This window comes from Methanothermobacter sp. CaT2, from assembly GCF_000828575.1.
In the GTDB taxonomy this organism is placed as follows: Archaea; Methanobacteriota; Methanobacteria; order Methanobacteriales; family Methanothermobacteraceae; genus Methanothermobacter.
Genome location: NZ_AP011952.1, coordinates 898088 through 922438, shown reverse-complemented (window position 1 = coordinate 922438; position 24351 = coordinate 898088). Strand labels below are relative to the sequence as shown.

The following is a 24351-nucleotide window of genomic DNA, read 5'->3' as shown; positions in this document are numbered from 1 at the left end:
AATTAGGTCAAAGTAGCGATGAAAAGTATTATCGCCACGGGACCTGCTACAACACTGGCGGCCTGGAGGATTTCTACGGCTGCAACCGAGATTATGGTCGCGATTATCAGTATGAGGGCTGTAGAGGCCCCCATACCATCCACCCGCGGATATTCTATGCTGCTTATCATCAGAACTGAAACTGCAATCATTATGAAGGCAGCACTCAGTTCGCTATAAAATCCCGTGAGATAGAATGATGATATTGTAACAGCCGCCACGGGTATTGGCAGACCCGTGAAGTTCTTCCCACCCCCTGTGAGAACATTGAACCTTGAAAGTCTCAGTATACCACATAATACTATTAAGAGACCCACTAATATATTAATATATCGAAAATCAACGGCCGCTGAATAGATGAGAACTGCCGGGGCAACACCAAAGGATATCACATCCGAAAGGGAATCCATGTTTTTGCCGAATCCATGGATGTCAATTCTCCCTGTTTTTCGCGCAACCCAGCCGTCAAGGGAATCAAATAATACTGCAAGGAGCATAAGTATGCATGCAGCGTTAAGGGAACCGTCAATGGATAGCAGAATTGACAGATAACCCGAAGATGCATTTAACATTGATAAAAGATCTGGAAGAGCTATAAATGAGGTTATTTTTTTATCGTTCATCAACCGCCACCTGTTTTACTTATAATCTGGTGTAGTCATAATTTCACTGCACATTATCCGTTTTTTTGGCCTGGATTGAACCTTGCCACCACTGTCTCCCCGGCCATGGGTCTTGAACCGGTTTTCACAAGTACCTCACAGTTCTCAGGCAGTACCAGGTCAACCCTGGAGCCGAATCTTATCATACCTATACGGTCGCCCCTCTCCACATATTCGCCTTCTTTAACGTACTGAACGATTCTCCTTGCAACGAAGCCCGCTATCTGGATAACACCAACGTTCCCATAATCTGTTTTTATTACAATTAAGTTTTTTTCGTTTTCAGTGAGTACCCTTGAACGGGCCACCTGGAATCTCCCATCAACATGCTCGGTGTATATCACCTTCCCGGAGACCGGGGCCCTGTTAACATGGACATCGAAGGGTGACATGAAGGTACTTATGAGGATACCACCACTCCCATCAGGGAATATCCTGTCAATGAGGGGGTAGTCTGATCCCACCCGTTCTATCCTGTCTATCTTACCTGAAAGGCGCCTTCCATCTGCAGGGGCAATGATGAGGTCCTCATCAGAGGGGGGGATCCTGTCAGGGTCCCGGAAGAACTGCATCATGAAGGCTATAACCGTGAACATGAGTATGCCTATGGCATGGTAACCAAATAGCAGAGGAATTGTGGCCACACTCACGAGGAAGCTGGCCCTCTTTGCAACACCCTTTACAAACAAATAACTCACCTGTTCCCATTACCGGTAATCTAATCTGATAGGTTTCTTCTCACATGGAGTTCACGGTGACATGAACATTTCACATGGAGTTCACAGCGATATGAACACCATATGATGAACCTCAGAATGTGATATGCCGGTGAAAGATATATATACTCATGTACTGAAGATTAAATGTAATCCAAGTTAAAAGAGTAGCTTCCCTCTGATGGGGGAACTTCATTCTACAAGTTCCTTCTGGCAGATGTGATGGTGATGATAGAGAGTAAGATAAAGGTTCTCAGAAAGGCGGCACAGGTCTCAACGGCCCAGAGTTCAGATAAACTGTGGTGTGTAATTGCAGGTAATGAGGACATGGTTAACTCTGTGGCCTATGAGGCAATATCATCCCGGGACCTTGTAAGGATAATCTTCAGGGAACACGTTACCATCAGAGACTCCTTTTTAAGGAAGAGGTTCGACCTCATCATGATTTATGGTGACAGCAACAAGATAAGGGACCTTTCACTTATCTGTAAGGACAAGGGAGGGGCCTACATTAAGATAGCCCCCTACTACGTTGAGAACGAACCCAACCTTGTACTCCTTGTTGCGCCAGAGAACTATATGAAGAAATTTGCAGGGGAGGCTGAAAAGAATGATGTGGGCTTCTCATTCGTACTTGAAGATAAAACCAGCGGTTTCATAGAAACAGATGTTTATCTTACAGAGAAGCTTCCATCAGTAATAAGGAACATCATAGATCCCCTCTTCAAGGTTACAGACGTTGTTCTTGTAACACTTCTCATCTCTGTCCATGAAAGGGAGGACGTTGAGAGGATAGCTGAAATAGCATCCCGTAACAACATATTTGCAGTTGACTTTAAAGACATATTCGAGGAGGAGTGAAATGTTTTCATTTGGAAAGAAATCTGAAGAAAAACCTGAAAAGAAGAGTGCCATCACCAACACACTCGGGATAGACCTGGGTACCCTCAACACAGTTGTTGCCAAGCCGGCAGGAGATAAATTTGATATCTACAAGATCCCATCAGTGGTGGCCGTGAAGAAGGATGACCCATCATATGTTCTTGCAGTGGGTGAAGAGGCAAAGATGATGCTCGGAAGGACCCCCGAGGATATAGTTGCTGTGAGACCCCTCCGGAAGGGTGTTATTGAGAGCGTGGCCCAGGCAGAAGCCCTCCTGGTCTATGCAATGGAGATGGGTGCCGGTGACTCTGATTCCATAGACAGGATAGTTATAGGCATACCCGGGGACGCATCGGAGGTTGAGAGGAACGCTGTTGAGGAGATAGGGAGGAAGGCCGGCGCCAACTATGTCCTGGTCATAAGTGAGGGTCTTGCAGCGGCCATAGGGGCAGGTCTTCCAATAGCCGAGGCATCAGGTACCATGGTAATTGACATCGGCGCCGGTTCAAGTGACATCGTGGTGATATCCCTGGGTGGAATAACCGATATCCAGACCATCAGGGTTGGTGGAGACGACATAGACAGCAACATAGTTGAACTCGTTAAGGAGAAATTCAATGTTGAGATAGGTATCCATGAAGCAGAAAAGGCAAAGATAGAGGTCGGGATGGTCAAATGCGATGAGGACCTTGAAAATCTCAAAACCGTGGTCATAGGAAAATGCATGGAAACCAACAAACCCAAAAAGGTTGAAATCGATTCAGAGATGGTTGCAGAGGCAGCGGAGCCAGTGGTGAATGGTATTGTTAAATCCATCGCAGAGGTCCTCGAGAGACTCTCACCGGAACTCATATCCGGGGTTTACAACAAGACAGTTGTTGTTGGTGGAACCTCACAGCTGAGGGGTTTGAAGGAGAGGATCTATGATGAGGTGGGCATCCCTGTTGAGATATCAGATGACCCCATGACAGTGGTGGCCAAGGGAGCCGCAATAGTTGCTGCAGAGCCAAGGGCCCTTGAACCAGAGGTAAGGCTCAAGGCCATGAAATAATCATTCTTTTTTTGATTGGAAGGGGCCTCCAGCGGATGAAGGTTCTTGGTATTGATGAGGCTGGAAGGGGACCGGTGATAGGCCCCCTGGTTGTGGCGGGTGTGATGATCCCTGAGAGGAAGTTCTCCATACTCCGCAAGATGGGTGTGAAGGACTCCAAGAAGCTCACACCCGAGAGGAGACGGTTCCTTGCAAGGAAGATAAGAAGAATAGCCAGGGTGTTCACGGTTAAGATCTCGGCCTCTGACATTGACAGAATGCGTGAAAGGGGCTTCAACCTGAATGAGATAGAGAAGATAGCCATAAAGAGGATAATAGCCGAGGCCCAGCCAGACCGTGTGATCATTGACTCGGTGGATGTTAAGCCAGAGAGGCTTGAGGAGGAGATCCGGTCACACTTCGGGGAAATTGAGGTCACTGCAGAGCACGGTGCAGATACAAGGTACTACGCTGTGGCCGCAGCATCCATAATAGCCAAGGTTGAAAGGGACCTTGAAATAGAGAGCATACAGAAGAAGAACAGGAAACTCGGGGATATCGGGTCCGGTTACCCCTCTGACCCGCGTACCCGGGAATTTCTTGAATCATTCACCTATGATGAACTGCCAGACTTTGTCAGGAGGTCATGGGCAACCGTTCAGAAGAAGAAGAAGCAGTGAATTAATTGAACACTAAAGATTTTGGTGACCTCAGCATTTGATGGCAATTAAGATCATGGTGTTTCTTGAACTGTGATTGGGGCCATAATAATCCTTTAACCGTATAGCCGGATTAAAACCACTATTCTTAAATACCCATTGATTTTTAAATATCCACCAGGTGAGGCAGAAAAATGTTTCTCGATCCGGTTATCAACTTCTTTGGCACAGTACTTGAGATGTTCCGCAGCGGTGGTGTTATCACCTACCTCATAGCAGCAATAGGAATCTACGGATTCATCACAGCACTTGAGAAGATACACTACCTGAGGAAAATTTCACGTGTAAGCACGCCCCAGATAATAGGGGCCGTCAATGAGTCCATGGAGAAGGGAGGGGCCCTGGAGGCCCTCAGAGAGATAGGTCAGTACCAGAACCCGGTATCAAAGATAATATCAGAGGCCCTCAAGATAGGGTACCGGAACCGTTCAGAGGTGGAGGACGCCATGGAGCGAGTGTTCATCGTGGAGATGAGTAACATGACCCGGGGCCTCGGCACCCTGAGGACCATCATAGAGGTGGCCCCGATGCTGGGTCTGATAGGGACTGTTATAGGGATCTGGTACACCTTCAGGGCCCTTGGGGTTAACGCTGACCCCGCTGCAATGGCTGAGGGGATCTATGTGGCCCTGATAACAACCATCCTTGGACTTGCCGTCGCCATCATCCTGATGCCACTCTACTCCTACATAACAGGAAGAATCGATGATGAGATTGACAAGATTGAACTCATAAAGAAGATGACCAACTGGGGCTACGCCGTTATGAGGATAAGTGTTGAGGGGAATGTGGACGACGTTGTGAAGGCACTCATGGAATCTGATGGTGTGGTGAGTGTCCGGGTTGTTGATGAACCCGACGCCAATGTGGTTGTAGCCTTCAAGCCAAGCATGCTTGAGAAGAGCATAAACAATATTATAATTGAAAGGTGCGGTAAGAGTGCCGAGATCATTGAGAGTAAACTGAGACAGTGATAGGATGGCTCTTGACACAGAAAGGTACAGGAACAAGATCCACGGTAAGCCCAGATTCAACATGGTCCCATTCATTGATATACTATTCACGATACTGATCTTCCTTGTTGTGACAGCAACATTCTCTGGAGGCGGAAGTGGAGAGGCCTCTGGAAAACCTGAGATAAGTGAAAACACAGGACCCTCAGAGTACTACCTCATCCCGGTGGCAGGCCTCCGGAGGGTCACCGTGAACGGCGTTGACATGTCCGACCGCATAAGGAACGGTGCGGTGGCTGTCCACACAAGGGTCATAGATGAGGGTGAAATAATAATAAGGCCAAAGGAGGGGGCCATAATCATAACCACACCCCCGGACCTTCCAGTCGAAAGGGCTGTGAGGACTCCCTCATAGTCATTCACTGAGGAACCTCATAATTGCCAAGAACTTACTCATGGCCCCTGTGGAATCTCATAAGAACCTTCATATGAATCCTCATAAAAAAGTTTGAAGTGGTGGTTTTTTTGTATCTTGGAAGAATACTTGCAGTCGGAAGAAACAGTAATGGGTCCTTTGTAGCATACAGGGTTTCAAGCAGATCATTCCCCAACAGGACGACGAGCATCCATGAGGAGAGGGTGGCAGTTGTCCCGGTGGAGGGACATGAAAGGGATGTCTTCAGGAACCCCTACATAGCATATAACTGCATCAGGATAGTTGGTGACACTGCGGTTGTATCCAACGGGTCCCATACAGACACCATCGCAGATAAGGTGGCCCTCGGCATGAACCTCAGGGACGCCATAGGCCTTTCACTCCTTGCAATGGACTATGAGAAGGATGAACTCAACACCCCCCGAATAGGAGCGGCCATCAACGGCTCAGAAGCCTTCATAGGTATAGTGACTGCAGACGGGCTGATGGTCAGCAGGGTCCCCGAGGAGACACCAGTGTACATCTCCACCTATGAACAGACAGAGCCAGCAGCCACAGAATTCGAGGCAGGAAGTCCGGAGGAGGCAGCGGAGTTCATACTTAAAGGGGGCGAATTCGCCTCCTTCACACACCCGGTCACAGCAGCAGCTGCATTCAACGATGGTGAGGGCTGGAATCTGGCGACAAGAGAAATATAAAGGTGCTTGGATGGGAATAAGTCTAATCGGAGTCGAGGGCATGCCCCTCGTGGGGTCTGGTGATGACATTGCATACCTCATCATCAGTGCCCTCAAGGAAGGGGGAGAGGACCTCCTTGATGGTGACATAATCGTGATCGCCGAAACCATCGTGTCTAAGGCAGAGGGCAACATAATATCCCTTGAAGAAATCGAACCATCCCCGGAGGCTCTGGATATCGCAGAAAGGACGGGTAAGGATCCTTCGCTAGTTGAGGCGATCCTGGGGGAGTCCAGTGAAATAATCAGGGTTGGTCATGACTTCATAGTCTCCGAAACCCGCCACGGCTTTGTATGTGCAAATGCAGGTATCGACGAGTCCAACGTTGACGATGGCCTAGCAACACCCCTCCCCCGTGACCCCGATGGAAGTGCAGAGAGGATACTGCGGACGTTGCAGGAGGCCACCGGAAGGGAACTTGCCGTTATAATATCGGACACCCAGGGAAGGCCCTTCAGGGAGGGGGCCGTGGGTGTTGCCGTGGGTGTTGCCGGTCTTTCACCCATCTGGGACCGTAAGGGTGAGAGGGACCTCTATGGGAGGAGTCTTGAGACCACCAGGGTTGCAGTTGCAGATGAACTTGCAGCTGCAGCATCCCTTGTAATGGGCCAGGCAGATGAGGGAGTACCTGCCGTCATTATCAGGGGTTACCCCTGGGGACACCTCAGATCAGATGGGGGTGTAAAACCACTCTTAAGAGCCAGGGAACTGGACGTATTCAGGGGCTAATCAATGTTATCCAGGTAATATGAATATCCTGTGTGGAGGCAACCAATGATAACCGTTCTATCGGGGGGTACAGGAACACCCAAGCTCCTGCAGGGGCTCGTCAGGGTAGTTGATCCTGAAGAGGTAACAGTTATAGTGAACACAGTTGAGAACGGCTACCTTTCAGGAGTCTATGTGGCTCCCGATGTTGACACGGTTCTCTACACCCTTGCAGGCATCATCAACGAGGAGACATGGTACGGTGTGGAGGGCGATACCTTCATCACCCATGAGACCCTCAGGGAACTTGGATGCCCTGAACTCCTCAGAATAGGGGACAGGGATCGGGCATTTAAGATACAGAAGACCCTCCTCCTGGGGGAGATGCCCCTTCACAGGGCTGTGGAGATACAGTCCAGGGCACTGGGCGTTGAATCCAGGGTTCTGCCCATGAGTAATGAGGATTCCGACATAGTCATAGTCACCGATGAGGGAGATATGGAGTTCCATGAATTCCTTGTTGAGAGGAGATCCGAGCCGCGGGTCCTTGATGTGAGATTCAGCCGGCTTGAACCCGCCCCCGGCGTACTTGATGCCATTGAATCAGCAGACATGGTTATACTGGGACCATCAAATCCGGTCACATCCATAGGGCCCATCATAAATATGGAGGGGGTCACTGATTCCCTGAAAAAGGTGAATGTATCTGCTGTATCCCCCTTTACCGGCGGTAGGCCCTTCAGTGGTCCCGCCGGGAAATTCATGGAGGCGAAGGGCTATGATGCCTCAAGTCTTGGGGTTGCAGAGATCTACGCAGATTTTCTTGACAGACTGGTAATCGATGAAACCGATTCTGATCTCAAGGGGGAAATAGAAAAACTAATAAAAGAGGTGACAATAACAAAGACCAACATGAAAAACATAGGGGATAAAATAATGTTGGCCAGAATACTTTTGGGTGAAATATTATGATACAAATGACCTTAATTCAAATAGACAACTATGGGCCATGGACAGTCACACCAACCCCCCGTAATGAGGCGGATCTCCAGATAATGCAGGCAGAGCTCTACGCTGATCTTCAGCGCCAGTTTGCTGCCCGCCAGGGACTTGTGTTCTTCACAAGATTCGATAACATGCTTGCAGTCACCAATGGAATGGACCTTGAGGACCACCGCAGGATACAGAAATCCATAGGCAACAGGTACCCAATAACCGTGAGCATGGGTGTGGGCGCTGCTGAGACACCCTACGATGCTCAGAGGAACGCTTCAAGGGCTCTTCAGAGCCATGGAGGCGCCCAGTCAGAGGAGAGGAAGGAGGTACTTGCCATAGACGGCCTTGTGGATGAGGGCTACGTGCAGATAGCTCACATCGATATCAATGGCATCACAGAGACAATGACCGACATTGTACCTGCCTATGACACATCCTTCATCGTGAACAGGGTTCAGCATTTTCTGATGAAAAAGCTGATAAAGGAGGGCGCCCTCCTATTCTTCATAGGCGGAGACAACTTCATGTCCCCCTGCAATGGTCTTGAACCTCAGGGTCTCCTGAGGATAATCAATGAGATAGATGATGAGATAAACGTGGCCCTTAAGGCGGGCATAGGAAAGGCCCCGACAGCCGAGAAGGCGGCAAACCTGGCTGACCTGGCCCTTGAGGAAATAAGGGGCGGCTTCACCTATGACCTTGTCCATGTGATGAAGGAATAGTATCTAATTAGATTGATTCTCCATAAAAAATCAGGGTTGCTGATAGCATAAGGGTCCTGGCCCCAATGGCAGGAATAAGTGACGCGGAATTCTGCCTGAAACTTATCCCCTATGGATTCGACATGGTCACCCTTGGAGGCTACAATGCGGATAGAGAGACCTCCAGGGCCGGCAGGCTCATAGCTCAGAGGGGCAGACCTGAATTTGATTTTGACTGTTCTGAACTGAGATCAATCATCAATCATGAGGCCTCAAGGATAAAGGAGAGGTTCGATGTGATGGTCTCAGTGAACATCAGGGCCCTTGAACCTGAAAGGATAGTGGAAATCTCCTCCATTGAGTCTGTTGACGTTGTTGAGATCAATGCACACTGCAGACAGCCGGAGATAACAGAAATAGGGGCAGGCCAGTCAATGCTCCTGGATCCTGAATTCCTGGAGGACTTCACAGCGGAGGTTACAGGGAAGGCGAGATCCAGGGTTTCAGTCAAGATACGTGGAAACGTACCTGGGGCTGACACCGTCGGGGTGGCAGGGGTTCTGGCTGACCTTGGGGTCGACTACATCCACCTCGATGCAATGAAACCCGGGGAGGACAGGGCTGACCTGGAACTCGTATCCCTTGTTTCAGAGGTGAAGGGGGACTCCATCCTCATAGGTAACAATTCTGTGAGGGACCTTGAATCCGCGAGGGCAATGCTTGCAGCCGGGGCTGATGCTGTGTCGGTTGCAAGGGCGGCAATATCCGGCAGACTCGGTTTCAACCTCAGGGAACTGAAATTTAATTCAGACTAAAAATTTAGGAAAATTTTAATAGTCCCTTCATCAAAAGAATATACAGATTCATGTTTACTGACAATGTTGATTCTGGTAGCTGAGGGTGAGGACATGTCTTTCATAAAACTGGAAAATGTCACAAAGAAGTTTAAGGGTGTTGAGGTTCTAAGGGATATCAGTGTTGAAATCGATGAGGGCAAGGTTTTGGGTATACTCGGAAGGAGTGGAGCCGGAAAATCAGTTCTCATCAACATGCTCCGTGGTATGAAGGAGTACCGACCAGACAGCGGCCGGGTAATCTACAACGTCGCCATATGTCCTGAATGCCTTCGTGTGGAGCCACCATCCTTTGATGGCAGGAACTGCTCCTGCGGATCAAGCTTTGCACTGGAGGAGGTCGATTTCTGGAACTGTGACAAGAAGATATTCGCTGCTGTGAGGAGAAGGATAGCCATCATGCTGCAGAGGACCTTCGCCCTTTATGAGGATGACACCGTAATCGATAACGTCATAAAGTCAATGCCCGAGCTTGAATATGAGACAGCCCTCTACCGGGCCCTGGAGCTCCTTGAGATGACTCAGATGGGCCACAGGATAACCCACATTGCAAGGGACCTGAGTGGTGGTGAAAAACAGAGGGTCGTACTCGCAAGACAGCTTGCAAAGGAACCCATGCTCTTCCTGGCAGATGAACCAACAGGTACACTGGATCCCCAGACAGCGGAACTCATACACGACGCACTCCTTGAGGGTGTCAAGGAGAAGGGCATCACAATGATCATAACCTCCCACTGGCCAGAGGTCATGAGCGACCTCTCAGACTACGCCATATGGATCGAGAAGGGCGAAATTGTTGAGGAGGGAGACCCGGACACAGTGGTGGCCAGGTTCATGGAACAGGTACCTGCCCCTGAAAAGGCCAAGGAATTCGAACAGGAAAACCCCATAATAAAGATGGTTGATGTCAAGAAACACTACTACTCCATTGACAGGGGTGTTGTTAAGGCAGTCGATGGGGTTGACCTCACGGTCTATGAGGGCGAGATCTTCGGTGTTGTTGGCCTAAGCGGGGCCGGGAAGACAACCCTATCCCGGATAATAATAGGTATCACAGAGCCCAGCAGCGGGAAGGTCTGTGTGAGGCTCGGTGATGAATGGATTGACATGACCGAGAAGGGACCCCTCGGTCGTGGCCGTGTAACACCCTACCTTGGAATACTGCACCAGGAGTACAGCCTCTACCCCCACAGGGATGTTCTCGGCAACCTCACAGAGGCCATAAGTCTGGAGCTACCCGCTGAATTTGCAAGGATGAAGGCTGTATATGTACTGAAGGCGGTTGGATTCGACGATAAATACGCCGAGAGCATCCTTAGCAAGTATCCCGATGAACTTTCAGGTGGTGAGAGGCACAGGGTCGCCCTTGCCCAGGTCCTCATCAAGGAGCCACGCATAATAATACTTGACGAGCCGACAGGTACAATGGACCCCATAACCAGGGTGCAGGTCACAGATTCAATCCTCAAGGCAAGGGAGGAACTGAATCAGACATTCCTCATAATATCCCATGACATGGACTTTGTACTGGATGTATGTGACAGGGCATCCCTCATGAGGGGCGGCAGGATTCTAAAGACAGGTGACCCCGAGTCAATCGTTGGTGACCTCACACCCGATGAGAAGAGTAAGATGTTCAGGGAGTAAATAGACCCCTCTTAATCAGGGGAACCACAATTTATTTATTAAACCGTAATTAAAGCCATTAAAGTATCTGTTAACCATGATGTTTTATTAATAGAATAAATATAGTTAATAAAGGAGGACTTTGTTTGGTATGGAGCGATGCACCATCCCATGTTTGCAGGGGTGGTGATAAGAGGGCACTCACCTTCTGCTGCCCACCGGTTAAACCCTGCCCCATAATGATAGCCCTCGAGGAGGCAGGGCTCACACCCCAGGATTACATTGAAATCAAGGAGTCATTTGCAAAGAGAACAAGGCTCGGGGAGGGCCAGGGGACATGCTTCGGATCCCTGGTATGGTGCTGCAAGCCATCAAAACCATGCCCCCTGAGGGACATGGCAATGAAGAGGATAAACATGAGCACCGAGGAGTACATGGAACTCAAGAAGAAACTCTCCGAGGAACTTGTCGGCACATCAGAACCTGACACAGAGAGCGTGAAGGCCCTGGCAGATGCCTTCGACGTAACTCCCGAGGAGGCCAGGGAGGCCCTTGAGGATGCGGGCAACGACCTCAGGACGGCAATGAAGATACTGAGAATGAAGTCCCTCTGACGGATGATATGATGTCCCTCACACCCCTCTACATAGACATGGATGGTAGAAGGGTTCTCATCGTTGGCTCCGGTACGGTGGGGAGGAGGAGGGCTGAAAGATTCCTTAAAGCAGGAGCAGAGGTCGCGGTTATCGGCACATCAGAAATTGAGGGAACCATCCCTGCCAGGGAGGACGACCTTGAGTACTGGGTGGAGTGGGCCGACCTCGTAGTGGCAGCAAGTCCTGACGGCGACCTGAATGAAAGGGTGACTGAACTTGCAGGCGGTAAACTGATAAACAGGGCAGATGATCCCTCAAGGGGTAACGTCGTGGTCCCGGCCACCTTCAACATTGGAGAGGTTTCAGTATCGATCTTCACGGGGACAAAGAGCCCCCTCATGGCAAGGTATCTGAGGGAGAGGATCCGGGAGGCCATCAGCCCCCAGGACCTCCTCATGATCGAGGTCCAGGACAGGGCAAGGAGGATTCTAATGGGTGAGGCCGGTGATCACAGGAAGAGGCGCAGGATACTCTATGAAATTTCAGAGGACCCCGGGGTGAGGGAGATGATTGAAGGGGGAGACCTTGATGGGGCAGTTGAAAGGGCTGAAATCATAATCAGGGAACGGCTGGGGTGTTGCAGGTGATTCTCAACATAAGGCTGGACCACAAGACATCCGATGTGAAGACCATGGAGTCCTCACATGAGAGGATGGAGGCCCTTGTGGCTGAACTTGAGTCCAGGGGAGCTGTGATGGAGAAGGTCCCAATAAGGACCTGCAACCGCATCGAATACTACCTTTCAGTTCAGGAGATACCCCCGGGCTTTGAGTTCGATGGATTCACGGTTGAAGGGGATGAGGATGCCCTCAGACATATCCTGAGACTTGCATCCGGTCTTGAATCCATGATAATAGGGGAGGACCAGATACTCGGCCAGATAAAGGCTGCAAGGGTTCAGGCCATGCGTGAAGGGACCTGCGGCCCGGTCCTGGACATGGTGTTCACCAAGGCAGTCCATGTGGGGCAGACCGTCAGGAGGAAGACCCAGATAAACAGGGGCTCTGTTTCCATAGGGTCAGCAGCGGTTGACCTTGCAGAATCCATACACGGAGATCTGAAATGCAGGAAGGTCCTTGTCATAGGGGCAGGTAAGATGGGGACCCTCGTTGCAAGGGCACTTGCAGAGAAGCACCTCAGCGCCATAATGGTGGCCAACAGGACCTATGAGAGGGCCTACCAGCTGGCATGTGAACTCGGTGGAGATGCTATACACTTTGACAGGCTCAACAGGGCCCTCAGGGACGCAGATGTTGTTATCAGTGCCACAGGCTCACCCCACTACATTCTGACCCGTGAACGTGTCAGGGACGCAATACCTCCGGAGAGGAGATCCGCTGTGGTCATGGTGGACATAGCCAACCCACGTGACATAGAGGAGTCGGTAAGAGAACTTGGCATCAGACTCTTCACAATCGATGATCTGAGGGGAGTGGCGGAAGAGAACCGGAGAAGGAGGGAGGCAGAGGCGAGGGAGGCTGAAAGAATTGTTGAAAGTGAACTTAAGCTCCTCCTGAGGTCCCTCAAACACATGGAGGTTGAACCCCTCCTTGCAGAGGTGAGGGGCAATATGGAGTCACTCCGCAGGCGCGAGGCAGAAAGGGCCCTCAATAAGATCATGAACTCCTCTGACCCTGAGGGGGTTATTGAGGCCCTCAGCAGGTCCATCGTGGATAAGATATTCCATGATATAGCCATCAGCATCCGGCAGGCGGCTGAGAGGGGCGATGAGGAATTTCTGAGCATGTGCGCGGAGCTCTTTAACTGCAAAGATCTAAAATGAGGAACTCTTAAGAAGATTATTCTTTCTGTGTGGTGTAAGTCCGTTAAAGCTATTCTTTTTCTGTAAGTGAAAAAGCTAGTAGATAATTGCTTAACGGCTATTTCTCTGTAAAAGGCTATCTCTGTAAATAAAAAAGTTTCAGGCAAACATGTGTTTGGGTTCGCCTGAGACCTTACGCTCCTTAAGGGCGTACTCTATGTGTTCGGCTCTAACAGATTCGCTGTCCTCTGCTATGGCCCGGTGGAGGGCTGTCTTAAGAACCCTGTCCTTTATATCCCTCCCTGACATTTCCCTGGTGAGCTTGACAAGTTTGTCAACAGGGAAATCCACCTTGAGGGGCATGGTTTCAATGTACTTCTCAAGCATCAGTTTTCTCTCCTCATCATCAGGCAGCTTGAACTCAATTTCCTCCTCAAAACGGCTCCTTATGGCCTTATCAAGAAGTTCAGGGTTGTTGGTGGCTCCTATTGTTACAACACCCCAGTTCTGGTTTATACCATCCATCTCTGTGAGGAGGGCGTTGACGACCTCTGAGACGTCTCCACGGAGGGACTGGTATCTCCTGTCAAGGCCAATGGCATCCATTTCATCTATGAATATGACTGAGGGGGCTGTCTTTGATGCGAGTTCATAGAGTTCATGTATCTGCCTTGCGCCATCACCAACATGTTCCCCTATGAGGCTCGTGGCCTTTATGAGGTAGAGGGGGACCTTCAGTTCATTTGCAAGGGACTTTGCAAGCATTGTCTTACCTGTCCCCGGGCTTCCATGGAAGAGAACGTTCCTGGGGGCCCAGTCCCTGAAGCGGTCTGGATCTTCAAGGTACTTCATGATTATCCTGCACTTTATCTTGGCGTCCTCCTGCCCGATAACGTCATCCATGGTGATGCTGCTCCTGACCTCATGGAATTCCTCCCGATCATTCTCCAGGAGTATTATTGAGGTGTTCCTGGTTATCTTTGAACCGTCAGGATGGGCCCTTATTATCTTGAAGGCATAGTCAGGGAGCAGCTTCTGGTCAAAGAGGTATGAACCCTCAGCTGCCCTGAAACCCTCCCACTGGTCCCTGGCGTATATCTCAAAGAGCTCCTTGTTAACAGCGTCTATCCTCGGAGCCTCCATGAGGTTGCATACAAAGGGGTATCCAACTGGCTGCAGCACAACAAGTTTAGCCTCCCTTTCAGGGTCTGATGCCTGCACTGGAAACTTTTTATCGGATACCTGGGGGTCATAGATTATATTGTTGAATTTCACCACATCACCTGTTCTTCAGAAACAAATTCTGATACTGTGATATATTTCAGAAACAAGGTCATCATAGATAAATTGTGCAGTTGTCTGTATAAACCTTTAGGTCAGATGATTCAAGTTAGTTACCATCATTTCCTGGAGGTATTCCTTATCTCTCGAGGTATTCCTTGATGATGCCCTTTATTTTCCGGGCATCAGTGTCCTTCATCGGTGTCTCAGAGATTATGGTGGCATCCCACCCACCATCCACAAGAACCTCTATGAGGGGCTCTATGGGAGGCCCGTAGCCCTCAGAGAGGCTGTGATGCTTCCTCTCCCCGGCGTCGGTGTACTCTATCCCTGTGAAGTGGCAGTGTAGGTGATGGGATCCGAGCCTGGACTCGATTCTCTCAAGTATCCCCCTGTAACTGGAGGCATCCCTTATGCATCCACCGCCCCTTGCATGTATGTGTGCAAAGTCTATGGTGGGCATGACCTCATCGAATTCCTCTGAAAGCTTTATTATCTCATCAAGGCTTCCAACCTGTGACCTCTTACCGGTTGTCTCAGGTGCAAGGGTGAATTTCCTGATACCTGCACCATGGAGGCGCTCGATGAGTTCATCCAGGGCTTTGATGCAGAGTCCAATGGCCCCTGATCTCCCATGGTCGCCATAGAATCCGGGGTGGAATACGATCCTGTAGGCTCCCATCAGTTCCGCTGCAACGGCGCAGTCAAATAGGCGTTCAATGGATTTTTCAACGGTTTCCTTCTTGGCCGATGAGAGGTTTATGTAGTATGGTCCGTGCATCGAGACAAGGATGTCATTCTTCCTGGAGTTCTCTCCGATCCTGATGGCGTTCTCTTTCTTTAACCTGAGGCCATAGGTTGCCTGGTACTCGTAGGCGTCCAGTCCCATGGCCCTGATCTTGCTGAAGACATTGACGGTGCTTCCAAGGTAACCAACAGGGTTACCAGCCGGACCAACCCTTATCAAAAACAACACCACTATAAAAAAGAGGGGGAGATTTAGAGGATGCCCATGGCCCTGTTGGTCTTCATGATGGACTTCATGTTGTCCTCCTCGAGCTCCAGGAGTGCCCTTATGGCATCCACACTCTCGGGCACAGCATCTGACTCCTGGTGGACGGCCTGCATATAGAAGAGTTCCCCGTCAACAACGTTTATTGACTCCTCCCATACAGGTATCTCGAAGAGGTCGTTCCTTGACCTTCCAAGTTCCTTGGCGTACTCCATTATCTCAGCCGTTGATGCGAGACCCTCAGAGGCCCTGACAAGCATGACCCTCGTGGTCTCATCGAGCCGGGCCTTTATCTCATCGGCCTCAACGGGATCCTCAAGTTCAACCATTATGTTGTGCTGGTGCATCAGTGTTGTTGGGACCAGGAGGGCCACCGTGTGGATGTTAACGCCCTTCATGACGGTCTTGAGGTCGGGGCCGTGGTGTGATGGCACGGTTGGAGGGTTCGGTACTATGGCGTTTATCGGTCCCTTTTTGACCTGCACGGGGTCGGCACCCCTCCTCACCATAACAGCCCTCACCTTCTTTATGCCGCAGAGGTCATCGATGGGTTTGAGGGTTCTGCAGAGTCCTGTTGTGTTGCATGAAACCACACGGGTATAGTCGGCTCCAAGGGATTCATCGTAGTTTGCAAATGAGTTGAAGGATAATCCTATGGCGTCGTGTTTTTCACCGCCCTGGAATATGGCCTTTATGCCCTTCTCCCTGTACATTTCAAGGTTCTTTGCACCTATACCCTCAGGTGTTGCATCAACCACTATATCTGCTTCCTCCAGCATATCCTCCACGGTACCGCTCACAGGTATGCCGGCTTCGTCGAAGAGCTTCTCACGTTCAGGGATGCTGACGTAGAGGTCGTATCCCTTCTCGATTGCAACCCTCGCCTCAAAATCAGGTTTTGTTTTGCTGACACCAGCGACCTTCATGTCGTCCTGGGCAGCTACAGCATCAGCAACTCTCTTTCCTATTGTCCCATACCCGTTAATGGCTACAGATATCATTTAAAAAAACCTCCTATCCCCTGAAAAACGCTGTTCCCAGGGAAACCTCTTTGAGTTTAAATTCCTAACCTGATACTATTTTTAATGGATTATTTTATATACTTATCTAAAAGTGCGGTGAATGGCGGATCAGGGATCAGGGGTTCCCATGATAATATTTAATGCTTCCCATGGGCTTCTGAGGGAAAAGGATACCTCTAAGGGCCCGGGATTTAAAGGAAATGTTAGGGGGTGCAGTTTCATCCACAGAGAAACCGCAGTTATTGTTCAGCCGGTTAGCAGCGATCAGTAGCAATCAGTTTTCTTGAAAAAAGGATTATGTGTCTAAAATAAAAGCTGGTTAGCAGCGATCAGTAGCAATCAGTTTTCTTGAAAAAAGGATTATGTGTCTAAAATAAAAGCTGGTTAGCAGCGATCAGTAGCAATCAGTTTTCTTGAAAAAAGGATTATGTGTCTAAAATAAAAGCTGGTTAGCAGCGATCAGTTTTTTCCTTGAAAAAAGATTGTGTCTAAAAAATAAAAATCTAAAAAATAAATAATTTAAGATGCTTCAGCTACTGGTTCTCCACAGCCTCGAGTTTCTCTGGCAGATAGGTATCTACAACATACTCAAGACCATACTTTGAGAAGGACTGCTGTTCTGCCTTCTTACCGATAGTGAGCATCTTCTTGATCTCTGTCTTCCAGAAATCACCCCTGTACCTGGGGTCTTGGAGGAGCTCCTTGAGCCTTACAACATCGACATCCTTGAGAGGATCAGTTGGAAGGTCATAGTTTATTATGTCACTTGCAGTCACACCCAGGAACTTTGCATCCGGGGTTGCAAGCTGATGGTTCACATGGGCGAGTTTTGCACTGCCTGAGATTATGACCATGGCGATATGGAATCCCCATGGGTCTCCGTCGTTGCAGATGTAAACCGGGAGGTTGAGTTCCTCGTTGACCCTCTTGATGAACCTCCTTGTTGCCCTTGCAGCCTGACCCTTCAGTCCGACTATAAGGGCATCAAACTTCTTGTAGGCCTTCTCCTGAACGAGACGGTGGAACATACCCATTGTCTCAACTGCAATGACACGTTCAACGTCATGATCCACAAATTCAACCTCATCGATGGTTGGGGATATGTTGTAGCCTGATTTACCTGATCGGAGGGCATCTATTTCAATATCACCCTCACGGACAGTCAGGGCCCCGTAGACAGACGCTCCGTCCTCCTCTGGCATGAGGCCCAGTTCCTCCCTGGTCATGCCAAGGGTGACCTCAAGGTCCTCACCAACGATGTTGGACTCCTGCTGGTCTGCAAAGTCCACCTCCCAACCCTCTGAGATGTAGTAGAGTTCCCTGAGGGTGGCTGTTTTCTCCCTCGCCACGAGGTCCTTGCAGAAGTTAGCTGTGTAGAGCATCTGCCCTATCTTCTTGATCTGCTTAACGTTACCCATTGAACGTGTACCGTATCGGTCTCCAAGGACGTAGTGCCTCTTATCTTCATCATAGATTATGTTGGATGTGCCCCTTGACGGGACCTTTATCCTGGGGATCCTCCCCTTGGTCACATCATCGAGTATAACGTCTCCAAGACTTTTGAGTTTGTTAATGGCTATTTCCCTTCTATTCATTCAGTGATTCCCCCCAGAATTTCAAGTTTTGCCCTTCTTGTAACTGTGTCGAGGAGTTCTCTGTAATCGGGTTCTTCCCGCTCAGCCAGAAGAGCGGCCTGTTTTATGATCACAGGCACGTAGCTCTCAAAGATCTTCGCCCTCTGCGCCTCCTCCTTGGCTGCCTTCTTCTTCCTGAGGTACTTGTAGAGCTTCCTTGCAACTATCATGGTGGCCTGCCTGATCTCCCCGAGTATCTCGGGTTCAGGTGACACACTCTGCTTACCCGTTGACAGGTAGGGGACGTTGGTTGACACCACATTGACGAATATGCTTATGGGTGCATTTTCAAGGTCCCTTATGCCGTAACGCTTCCAGTCGAGGCTCTTAACACCCTCTGTTATGGCACAGCTTCCAGCGTCGAAGGTGAGGGGTACCCTGTTGGCGAACCTCATTATCTCAGCCTTTCTCTGGTCACCGACCAGTCTGCCGGAGTTTCCACCGTAGGCGATACCTGCCTCAACTATGAAGGCTATACCCCCACGGTAGGTCTTTGGCTTCCTTGTTACCGTTGCTGTGAACTCTGGCTGGAGTATCTCCTTCATACCCTTCTCAATCTGCTCCTCTCCGATGGGTATGAGGCCGGAGGTCGGGGGTGACATGAATTTCATCTTCTTGAAGGCCTCAACTATCTGCTCGGCCTCCTCCCACTTCATGTCCTTCGGTCTTTTGTTGAGGTCTATCCCTGTCAGTTCCTCCAGTTCCTTGATCTTCATGGAGGACATCCTCGAGAGGTTGCTTTTCAGCATGCTCCCGAACCGCCTTTTATCGGTGTGCTTTGCCATGAATATAAGGTCATCGGCGGTGACACCCCATGGGTGGGGGAGGACCTCCTTTGGCATTGGGGGTATGACGTCGGATGCCCTGTTAAAGACGTAACGGTTCCCGGTTGGGTCATTGAATACTATCCTGGCATGGGGGTTGGCTATCATTGTCCTCCTTATGTACTCGTAGGCTCCCTGTTCTGAGAGTGAGTAGGAGACGTCCTTGAAGTGGAGTTCTATGCAGACACCGGTACCATCGACTTCGACTTCCTCCTTTTCGAGTATGAGGCCCTGGTTCTTTTTAACATCCATCTTGAGGGTCATTTTGACCCCCTTGAGTTCCCCGTTTTCCATTGTACCTGAGATGACCTTCACGGGTTTACCTGTGGTCATCTGTGATAGCAGCACACAGCCACTGCATCCGAGTCCCTGCTGTCCCCTGGACTGGATGTTCCTGAACTTTGACCCTGCGAACATGGTACAGAAGACCTTTGGGATGTACTTTTCAGGTATACCCGGACCGTTGTCCTGGTGTCTCAGGATGTAGTGGTCCTTCCCGATTCTCTTGAGATCTATTTTGATCTCAGGGAGTATACCTGCCTCTTCGGCAGCGTCAAAGCTGTTGGTTATGAGTTCATGGAACACTATTGTAAGTGACCTTATTTTCCCGGTAAAACCAAGCATCTGCTTGTTTTTTCTGAAGAATTCTGAGGGAGTGAGTTCCTGGAATCCTTCATCAAAGAGATCCAAAGCTTGCCTCGCCAAAAATTCGCCTCCTTTAAAAATTTTTCATGGGATTAATACATGGGGACTGCCATGTTCATATGGATATATGTGTAATTCATGCCATATAAACTTATACCCCTATATGTAACTATTACAGAAGATGCATTTTGAGGGGGTATCTTTAGAATAATTGAAGTTAGCACCCATGAAAAGTAGGTTTGTGATGGAGTTTACATTAATTTAGCGCCTTCCTGAAACTCCTTCATTTTCAGTTCCTGCTTCTTCTTTTCAAGAAACGCGTACACAGATTTGTGTCTTGCACCATTAAGTATCATTTCAATGGCTTCCCGGGCAACAGCAAGTTTCTCAAATTCTCCTATGAGCGAAACCGTCTTGCCGTAAACAGATATGTCCACGCCTGTCATATCATGGATTATACGCCTTGTTATACCTTCACGACCGATGACACGACCCTTCTGCCTTGCAATGGCCTTCTTGGATTTACCAACATAGTCGGTTATCTTGATGACCTCAAGGGCGACATCGTCATCAAGGAGCCTCAGGGCAACCTCAGGGTTGAAACCCCTCCCTATGGCCCTGACAATGTGCCTGGCCTTCCATGGTGAGAGGGGATCCTCCAGTTCATCCTGTGGTATGAGAGTAACTGCACCGGTTTCGCTGTCAATTTCCAGTTCAGTCTGGGTCAGGCGCTCTATTTTTGCCTTAACCGCACCGTTTTTGCCTATTAAAACTCCAACCCTCTCGCGGGGTATTTTAATGTATTCCTCGGCTGGCATTTCATTCACCTCGATGAAATAAATGGTTTATGGATTATGCTGTTTTCTGGTCATGTTTTTGATTTTCATGGGTTGCCGATTATCAGGGACTTCCTGGCCTATGGATCTGCTGTTTATTTCCTGTAAAGACCCCTAACATCTTACTGGCTTTTTTCTACAGTATATATGTTTCCCAGGTTCTTCATGTTTACTTTCCGGTTATCCTCTCCCGGATATAATCTGCAGTTACAGAAACCCCTATCCTTCTGAAGTCACGTATTATGTTCTCTATGTCCCTTTCAAGGAGTTCGCCGGCAAGGGGATGGTCAAGCACCATTGCCTGTGATACATCTATTATCACGGGTTCACCGCAATGGTTGAGTATGTTGAAGAATGATAGATCCCCATGGACAAGCCGGGCTCCCTTATAGAGGCGGTGCATGTATTCAATTATTGTCTCAAGGGCTTCCTCAGGGTCCTCTGGTGGGGCGTCCCGCATGGTGGGCGCTGGAACACCATCCTTCCCAATGAATTCCATTATGAGCACATTGTCCCTTGCAGTGACCGGTTCCGGTACACGGACCCCTGCCTCAAGTGCCCTCTTAAGGTTCCGGAATTCCTTGTTAACCCATGCCTGGACCAGCTGGCGCCTGTTTGTTGTCCTGACCTTGAATCGGGGGTCCCCCTGGATGTAGTACTGCATCTTCTTGAAGTCGGATGTGGCCACCCGGTAGATCTTGACTGCAACGAAGTCGTCGGTGTCTGTGATGCCCTTGAAGACATTGGCCTCCTTCCCGGTACTCACAGCACCATTGAGAACAGCAAGGTAACCTGAATTCGCCAGCTTGTAGAGGGTTTTGAGGGTCAGCTCATCAAAGACCTCGCTACCGACCCGCCGGTCCTCAACACCCTTTAATCTTTTAACAGCCTCCATCCGGCCAAGGTCGGAATCAACCCTGTCCACTGCTCTGGATTTAAGCGCCCTGATCTCGGGGGCCTTCCCGGTTTCTTCGGGGTCCATTAAAATCAACTTCACAGTTTAAGGTAACCCTTCCTTTCGAGCCAGTTTGACTCTGTACGCGTGTATCTCCAGACGATATCAGCCTTCTCTTCGCTCTGGAACTCCCAGGGCTTAACAAGGACCACGTCCCCTTCACGTATCCATATCCTCTTTTTCATCTTTCCGGGGATACGGCCGAGCCTTATATGACCATCGGCACACCTCACCTTCAGTTTTCCGTGGCCCATTATCTGTTCAACAACTCCCGGTATCTCACCCCTCCTGGGGGTCCTAACACGCCTGACTTCCTGTGTCTGATGTCCTCTACTCAAATACTCTCCTCCTGATTTTTTCGTTGGTTAACTTTGATTTTAATGGAATTTAATATCCAGCAATCAAAGAAATAGACATTATAATTTATTACCCGTGCAGATATAAATAAATTGCTCAGGAGACTAGATTCGCGGTGATTTGATGGGTGTTGAATTTCTTGAGATAATCGATCTGGATGATGCCAGGAGAATAACGGGGGAACTGTTCAGTGAACTCTACAGCCAGGGCACTGAAACTGTTGATATACTGGATGCTGATGGAAGGGTGCTTGCTGATGACATCGAAAGTCCGGTGGACCTCCCACCATTTGACAGGGCCTCCAGGGATGGCTACGCTGTGAGGGCCGCGGACACCTTCGGGGCAGATGAGGAGAACCCTGCCACCCTGAGGTGCATCGAGACCGTTGATGCGGGGTCTGTACCGTCCCTTGAGGTTGCTGAGGGGTTGTGTACCAGGATAAGCACCGGGGCCCCTGTGCCTGAGGGTGCAGACGCAGTGGTCATGGTTGAGTACACCTGGGAGGAGGGGGACCGGGTTTACATCCAGAGACCTGCCTACCCGTCCCAGCACATAGCTGCAAGGGGATCCGATATCGGGGCGGGAAACGTCCTCCTCAGGGCTGGAACAGTACTTTCACCCGATAAAATAGCAGCCCTCTCAGCTGCAGGGATAACCCGCGTCAATGTGATTTCAAAGCCATCTGTATGTGTTATATCCACGGGTAATGAACTCATTGAGCCATCAGGACAGCTAGAGCCAGGTAAAATATTTGATTCAAATTCCGCGGGCCTTTCATCCGCCCTGAAGGAGGCGGGCTGCTCTGTTAAACGTGGAGGGATAGTGCGGGATGACTATGGAGAGCTCAGGGATGCCATCCTCAGGGGCCTTGAGGAGGCTGATATGGTAATAACATCCGGGGGGACATCTGCAGGGGCCGGTGACATACTCTCGGAGGTCCTGGATGAACTGGGCAGGGTGGTTATCCATGGTATCTCAATAAAGCCTGGTAAACCCACCATAGTCGGGGTGGTTGATGATAAAATTGTTGTCGGACTCCCGGGGTTCCCTGTATCAGCCCTCATAGTGTTCATGTCACTCATAGAACCATTCATAAGGAAACTGTCAGGTAGAAAGGCATCCTCAGGGCAGGTTAAAACCCTTAAACTTGCAGAGCGGCTCCACTCATCAAGGGGCAGGGTGCACTATGCACTTGTGATGGTGGACGGGGATTATGCACGCCCAATATTCAAGGATTCAGGTGCAGTAGCAGCCCTGGCAGGGGCCGATGGTTACATTGAGGTCCCCAAGAACGTTGAGATCATCAATGAGGGAGAGGAAGTTGAAGTTGTTCTCTTCGAAAATCAGTAGTATGGGGTAGAAAATCAGCAGTTAGAGGGTCGGTGCGAGGTCCCGGGTATCACTTCAGCAGGAAAATCAGTAGTTAAAGGGTCGGTTCGAGGTCCCGGGCTATCACTTCAGTCACCTGGCTGTCCCATATCCCTGAGGATCTTCAGCACATGGTCCATGAGGTCGTTGATGTCACCGAAGACAGCCTCACCCTCCAGGTTAACCTCCGGCCTCTCCACGAGTATAACCGGTATGCCGAGTTCTGATGCCGCCTCAACCTTCTCAGGGAGCCCACCTGTTTCACCGCTCTCCTTGGTTATAACAGCACCTGCACGGTATTCCCGGAGGATGGCAATGTTCATTTCAGCTGAGAACCTGCCCTGCATGGCGATGATATGGCTGGCCGGGACCCCCAGCTGGAGGCATTTCTCGATGGATGAGGTGGAGGGGAGTACGCGGACAGCAACCCTCTCAGGTTCAAGGGATCTGAGGACATCCCCCAGGGTGGATACACCAGCAAGGTGCATCACAACCTCCCCATCCCCTATGAGGGATGAGGCGACTTCACCGGCCTCCCTGAATGAACCGACCCTTATAACTCCATCAGGGCTAACTTCCGGCCTTTCAAACCTCACATAAAGGGTTCCGGTTTCCCTGCAGGCCCTGAGGGCATTTGCTGTTGCCTGGGCTGCGAAGGGGTGGGTGGCGTCAATCAGGATGCAGGCATCAAGGTCTGCCATGAGTTCACGGAGCCCATCACTGTCCAGGGCTCCTGTAACTGTCCTTGAGGCTCCAGACTTCTCTGCAAGGTCAGATCCATGCTCTGTTGTCGCAGTGGCTGTCACCTCGACCCATGGCATCCCTGAGAGCCTAGATATTATCCTCCTGGCATCCTCTGTCCCGGCCATAACGATGACAGACATTTTTTCTCTCTGCCGGCCACTCTCCTGTCTGTTCACTCCTTTATCTCCAGGGTTC

Annotated in this window: 26 protein-coding genes; 15 read left to right on the top strand and 11 right to left on the bottom strand. The window is 49.9% G+C overall.

Annotation, left to right across the window (positions count from 1 at the left end; all coding sequences use genetic code 11):
- Positions 1-2: 2 nt before the first annotated feature.
- A complete protein-coding gene (locus tag MTCT_RS04725; RefSeq protein ID WP_231855261.1) occupies positions 3-662 on the bottom strand; it encodes an archaetidylserine synthase in 660 nt (219 codons plus the stop codon).
- Between the two features lie 53 nt (positions 663-715).
- Positions 716-1390, bottom strand: coding sequence for an archaetidylserine decarboxylase (locus MTCT_RS04720; protein ID WP_048175644.1), 675 nt, complete (start codon positions 1388-1390; stop codon positions 716-718).
- Positions 1391-1645: 255 nt separating this feature from the next.
- On the opposite strand from MTCT_RS04720, the gene MTCT_RS04715 reads away from it, so the two are divergent.
- The 14 genes from MTCT_RS04715 to hemA all read left to right on the top strand — a co-directional run bounded on the left by MTCT_RS04715 (position 1646) and on the right by hemA (position 13499).
- The gene (locus MTCT_RS04715) at positions 1646-2278 is read left to right on the top strand and encodes a hypothetical protein (RefSeq protein WP_048175643.1); all 633 of its coding nucleotides are present in this window, start codon (positions 1646-1648) and stop codon (positions 2276-2278) included.
- A gap of 1 nt (position 2279) precedes the next feature.
- Positions 2280-3350, top strand: a complete 1071-nt coding sequence (locus MTCT_RS04710) for a rod shape-determining protein (RefSeq protein WP_048175642.1) — start codon at positions 2280-2282, stop codon at positions 3348-3350.
- 35 nt (positions 3351-3385) lie between these two features.
- Positions 3386-4009: a ribonuclease HII gene (gene rnhB / locus MTCT_RS04705; protein ID WP_048176621.1), complete on the top strand. Its 624-nt coding sequence runs from the start codon at positions 3386-3388 to the stop codon at positions 4007-4009.
- A gap of 173 nt (positions 4010-4182) precedes the next feature.
- Positions 4183-5022 (top strand): MotA/TolQ/ExbB proton channel family protein, encoded by an 840-nt coding sequence (locus MTCT_RS04700; RefSeq protein ID WP_010876653.1) that lies wholly within the window; start codon positions 4183-4185, stop codon positions 5020-5022.
- A 4-nt stretch (positions 5023-5026) separates the two neighbouring features.
- Positions 5027-5416, top strand: coding sequence for a biopolymer transporter ExbD (locus MTCT_RS04695; RefSeq protein WP_048175641.1), 390 nt, complete (start codon positions 5027-5029; stop codon positions 5414-5416).
- 110 nt (positions 5417-5526) lie between these two features.
- Positions 5527-6135 carry an IMP cyclohydrolase gene (purO, locus tag MTCT_RS04690; RefSeq protein WP_048175640.1) on the top strand — a complete coding sequence of 203 codons (609 nt, stop codon included), beginning with the start codon at positions 5527-5529 and terminating at the stop codon, positions 6133-6135.
- 10 nt (positions 6136-6145) lie between these two features.
- Positions 6146-6904 (top strand): coenzyme F420-0:L-glutamate ligase, encoded by a 759-nt coding sequence (gene cofE, locus MTCT_RS04685; RefSeq protein WP_048175639.1) that lies wholly within the window; start codon positions 6146-6148, stop codon positions 6902-6904.
- Between the two features lie 45 nt (positions 6905-6949).
- Positions 6950-7855, top strand: coding sequence for a 2-phospho-L-lactate transferase (gene cofD, locus MTCT_RS04680; protein WP_048175638.1), 906 nt, complete (start codon positions 6950-6952; stop codon positions 7853-7855).
- Positions 7852-8601: a GTP cyclohydrolase III gene (locus tag MTCT_RS04675; protein WP_010876648.1), complete on the top strand. Its 750-nt coding sequence runs from the start codon at positions 7852-7854 to the stop codon at positions 8599-8601. Before cofD ends, MTCT_RS04675 begins: the two co-directional genes overlap by 4 nt.
- A 65-nt stretch (positions 8602-8666) precedes the next feature.
- Positions 8667-9395 carry an MJ0144 family RNA dihydrouridine synthase-like protein gene (locus tag MTCT_RS04670; protein ID WP_048175637.1) on the top strand — a complete coding sequence of 243 codons (729 nt, stop codon included), beginning with the start codon at positions 8667-8669 and terminating at the stop codon, positions 9393-9395.
- Between the two features lie 93 nt (positions 9396-9488).
- Positions 9489-11081, top strand: a complete 1593-nt coding sequence (gene atwA, locus MTCT_RS04665; RefSeq protein ID WP_048175636.1) for a methyl coenzyme M reductase system, component A2 — start codon at positions 9489-9491, stop codon at positions 11079-11081.
- A gap of 125 nt (positions 11082-11206) precedes the next feature.
- Complete coding sequence (locus tag MTCT_RS04660) at positions 11207-11674, top strand: methanogenesis marker 9 domain-containing protein (RefSeq protein ID WP_010876645.1); 468 nt, start codon at positions 11207-11209, stop codon at positions 11672-11674.
- A gap of 11 nt (positions 11675-11685) precedes the next feature.
- Complete coding sequence (locus MTCT_RS04655) at positions 11686-12303, top strand: bifunctional precorrin-2 dehydrogenase/sirohydrochlorin ferrochelatase (protein WP_048175635.1); 618 nt, start codon at positions 11686-11688, stop codon at positions 12301-12303.
- Complete coding sequence (hemA, locus tag MTCT_RS04650) at positions 12300-13499, top strand: glutamyl-tRNA reductase (protein WP_048175634.1); 1200 nt, start codon at positions 12300-12302, stop codon at positions 13497-13499. The genes MTCT_RS04655 and hemA overlap by 4 nt, the downstream gene beginning before the upstream one ends.
- Positions 13500-13637: 138 nt before the next feature.
- On the opposite strand, the gene MTCT_RS04645 is transcribed toward hemA, so the two are convergent.
- From MTCT_RS04645 to eif1A, 8 genes are all read right to left on the bottom strand, one after another.
- On the bottom strand, positions 13638-14753 hold the full coding sequence (locus MTCT_RS04645) for an AAA family ATPase (protein WP_048060948.1): 1116 nt from the start codon (positions 14751-14753) through the stop codon (positions 13638-13640).
- Between the two features lie 145 nt (positions 14754-14898).
- Positions 14899-15735, bottom strand: a complete 837-nt coding sequence (locus MTCT_RS04640) for a deoxyribonuclease IV (RefSeq protein ID WP_369798256.1) — start codon at positions 15733-15735, stop codon at positions 14899-14901.
- A 23-nt stretch (positions 15736-15758) separates the two neighbouring features.
- Positions 15759-16772: a phosphorylating glyceraldehyde-3-phosphate dehydrogenase gene (locus MTCT_RS04635; protein ID WP_048175632.1), complete on the bottom strand. Its 1014-nt coding sequence runs from the start codon at positions 16770-16772 to the stop codon at positions 15759-15761.
- Between the two features lie 554 nt (positions 16773-17326).
- A complete protein-coding gene (locus tag MTCT_RS04630; RefSeq protein WP_048175631.1) occupies positions 17327-18388 on the bottom strand; it encodes a DNA topoisomerase IV subunit A in 1062 nt (353 codons plus the stop codon).
- Positions 18385-19956, bottom strand: a complete 1572-nt coding sequence (top6B, locus tag MTCT_RS04625) for a DNA topoisomerase VI subunit B (RefSeq protein ID WP_048175630.1) — start codon at positions 19954-19956, stop codon at positions 18385-18387. The genes MTCT_RS04630 and top6B overlap by 4 nt, the downstream gene beginning before the upstream one ends.
- 191 nt (positions 19957-20147) lie before the next feature.
- A complete protein-coding gene (locus MTCT_RS04620; RefSeq protein WP_048060946.1) occupies positions 20148-20714 on the bottom strand; it encodes a KH domain-containing protein in 567 nt (188 codons plus the stop codon).
- A 187-nt stretch (positions 20715-20901) separates the two neighbouring features.
- Complete coding sequence (locus MTCT_RS04615) at positions 20902-21714, bottom strand: serine protein kinase RIO (protein WP_048175629.1); 813 nt, start codon at positions 21712-21714, stop codon at positions 20902-20904.
- A gap of 11 nt (positions 21715-21725) precedes the next feature.
- Positions 21726-22025: a translation initiation factor eIF-1A gene (gene eif1A / locus MTCT_RS04610; RefSeq protein ID WP_010876635.1), complete on the bottom strand. Its 300-nt coding sequence runs from the start codon at positions 22023-22025 to the stop codon at positions 21726-21728.
- A gap of 142 nt (positions 22026-22167) precedes the next feature.
- On the opposite strand from eif1A, the gene glp reads away from it, so the two are divergent.
- Positions 22168-23394, top strand: coding sequence for a gephyrin-like molybdotransferase Glp (glp, locus tag MTCT_RS04605; protein WP_048175628.1), 1227 nt, complete (start codon positions 22168-22170; stop codon positions 23392-23394).
- Between the two features lie 107 nt (positions 23395-23501).
- Here glp and cobK read toward each other — a convergent pair whose 3' ends face one another.
- The gene (cobK, locus tag MTCT_RS04600; protein ID WP_048176619.1) at positions 23502-24296 is read right to left on the bottom strand and encodes a precorrin-6A reductase; all 795 of its coding nucleotides are present in this window, start codon (positions 24294-24296) and stop codon (positions 23502-23504) included.
- Positions 24297-24351: the final 55 nt, after the last annotated feature.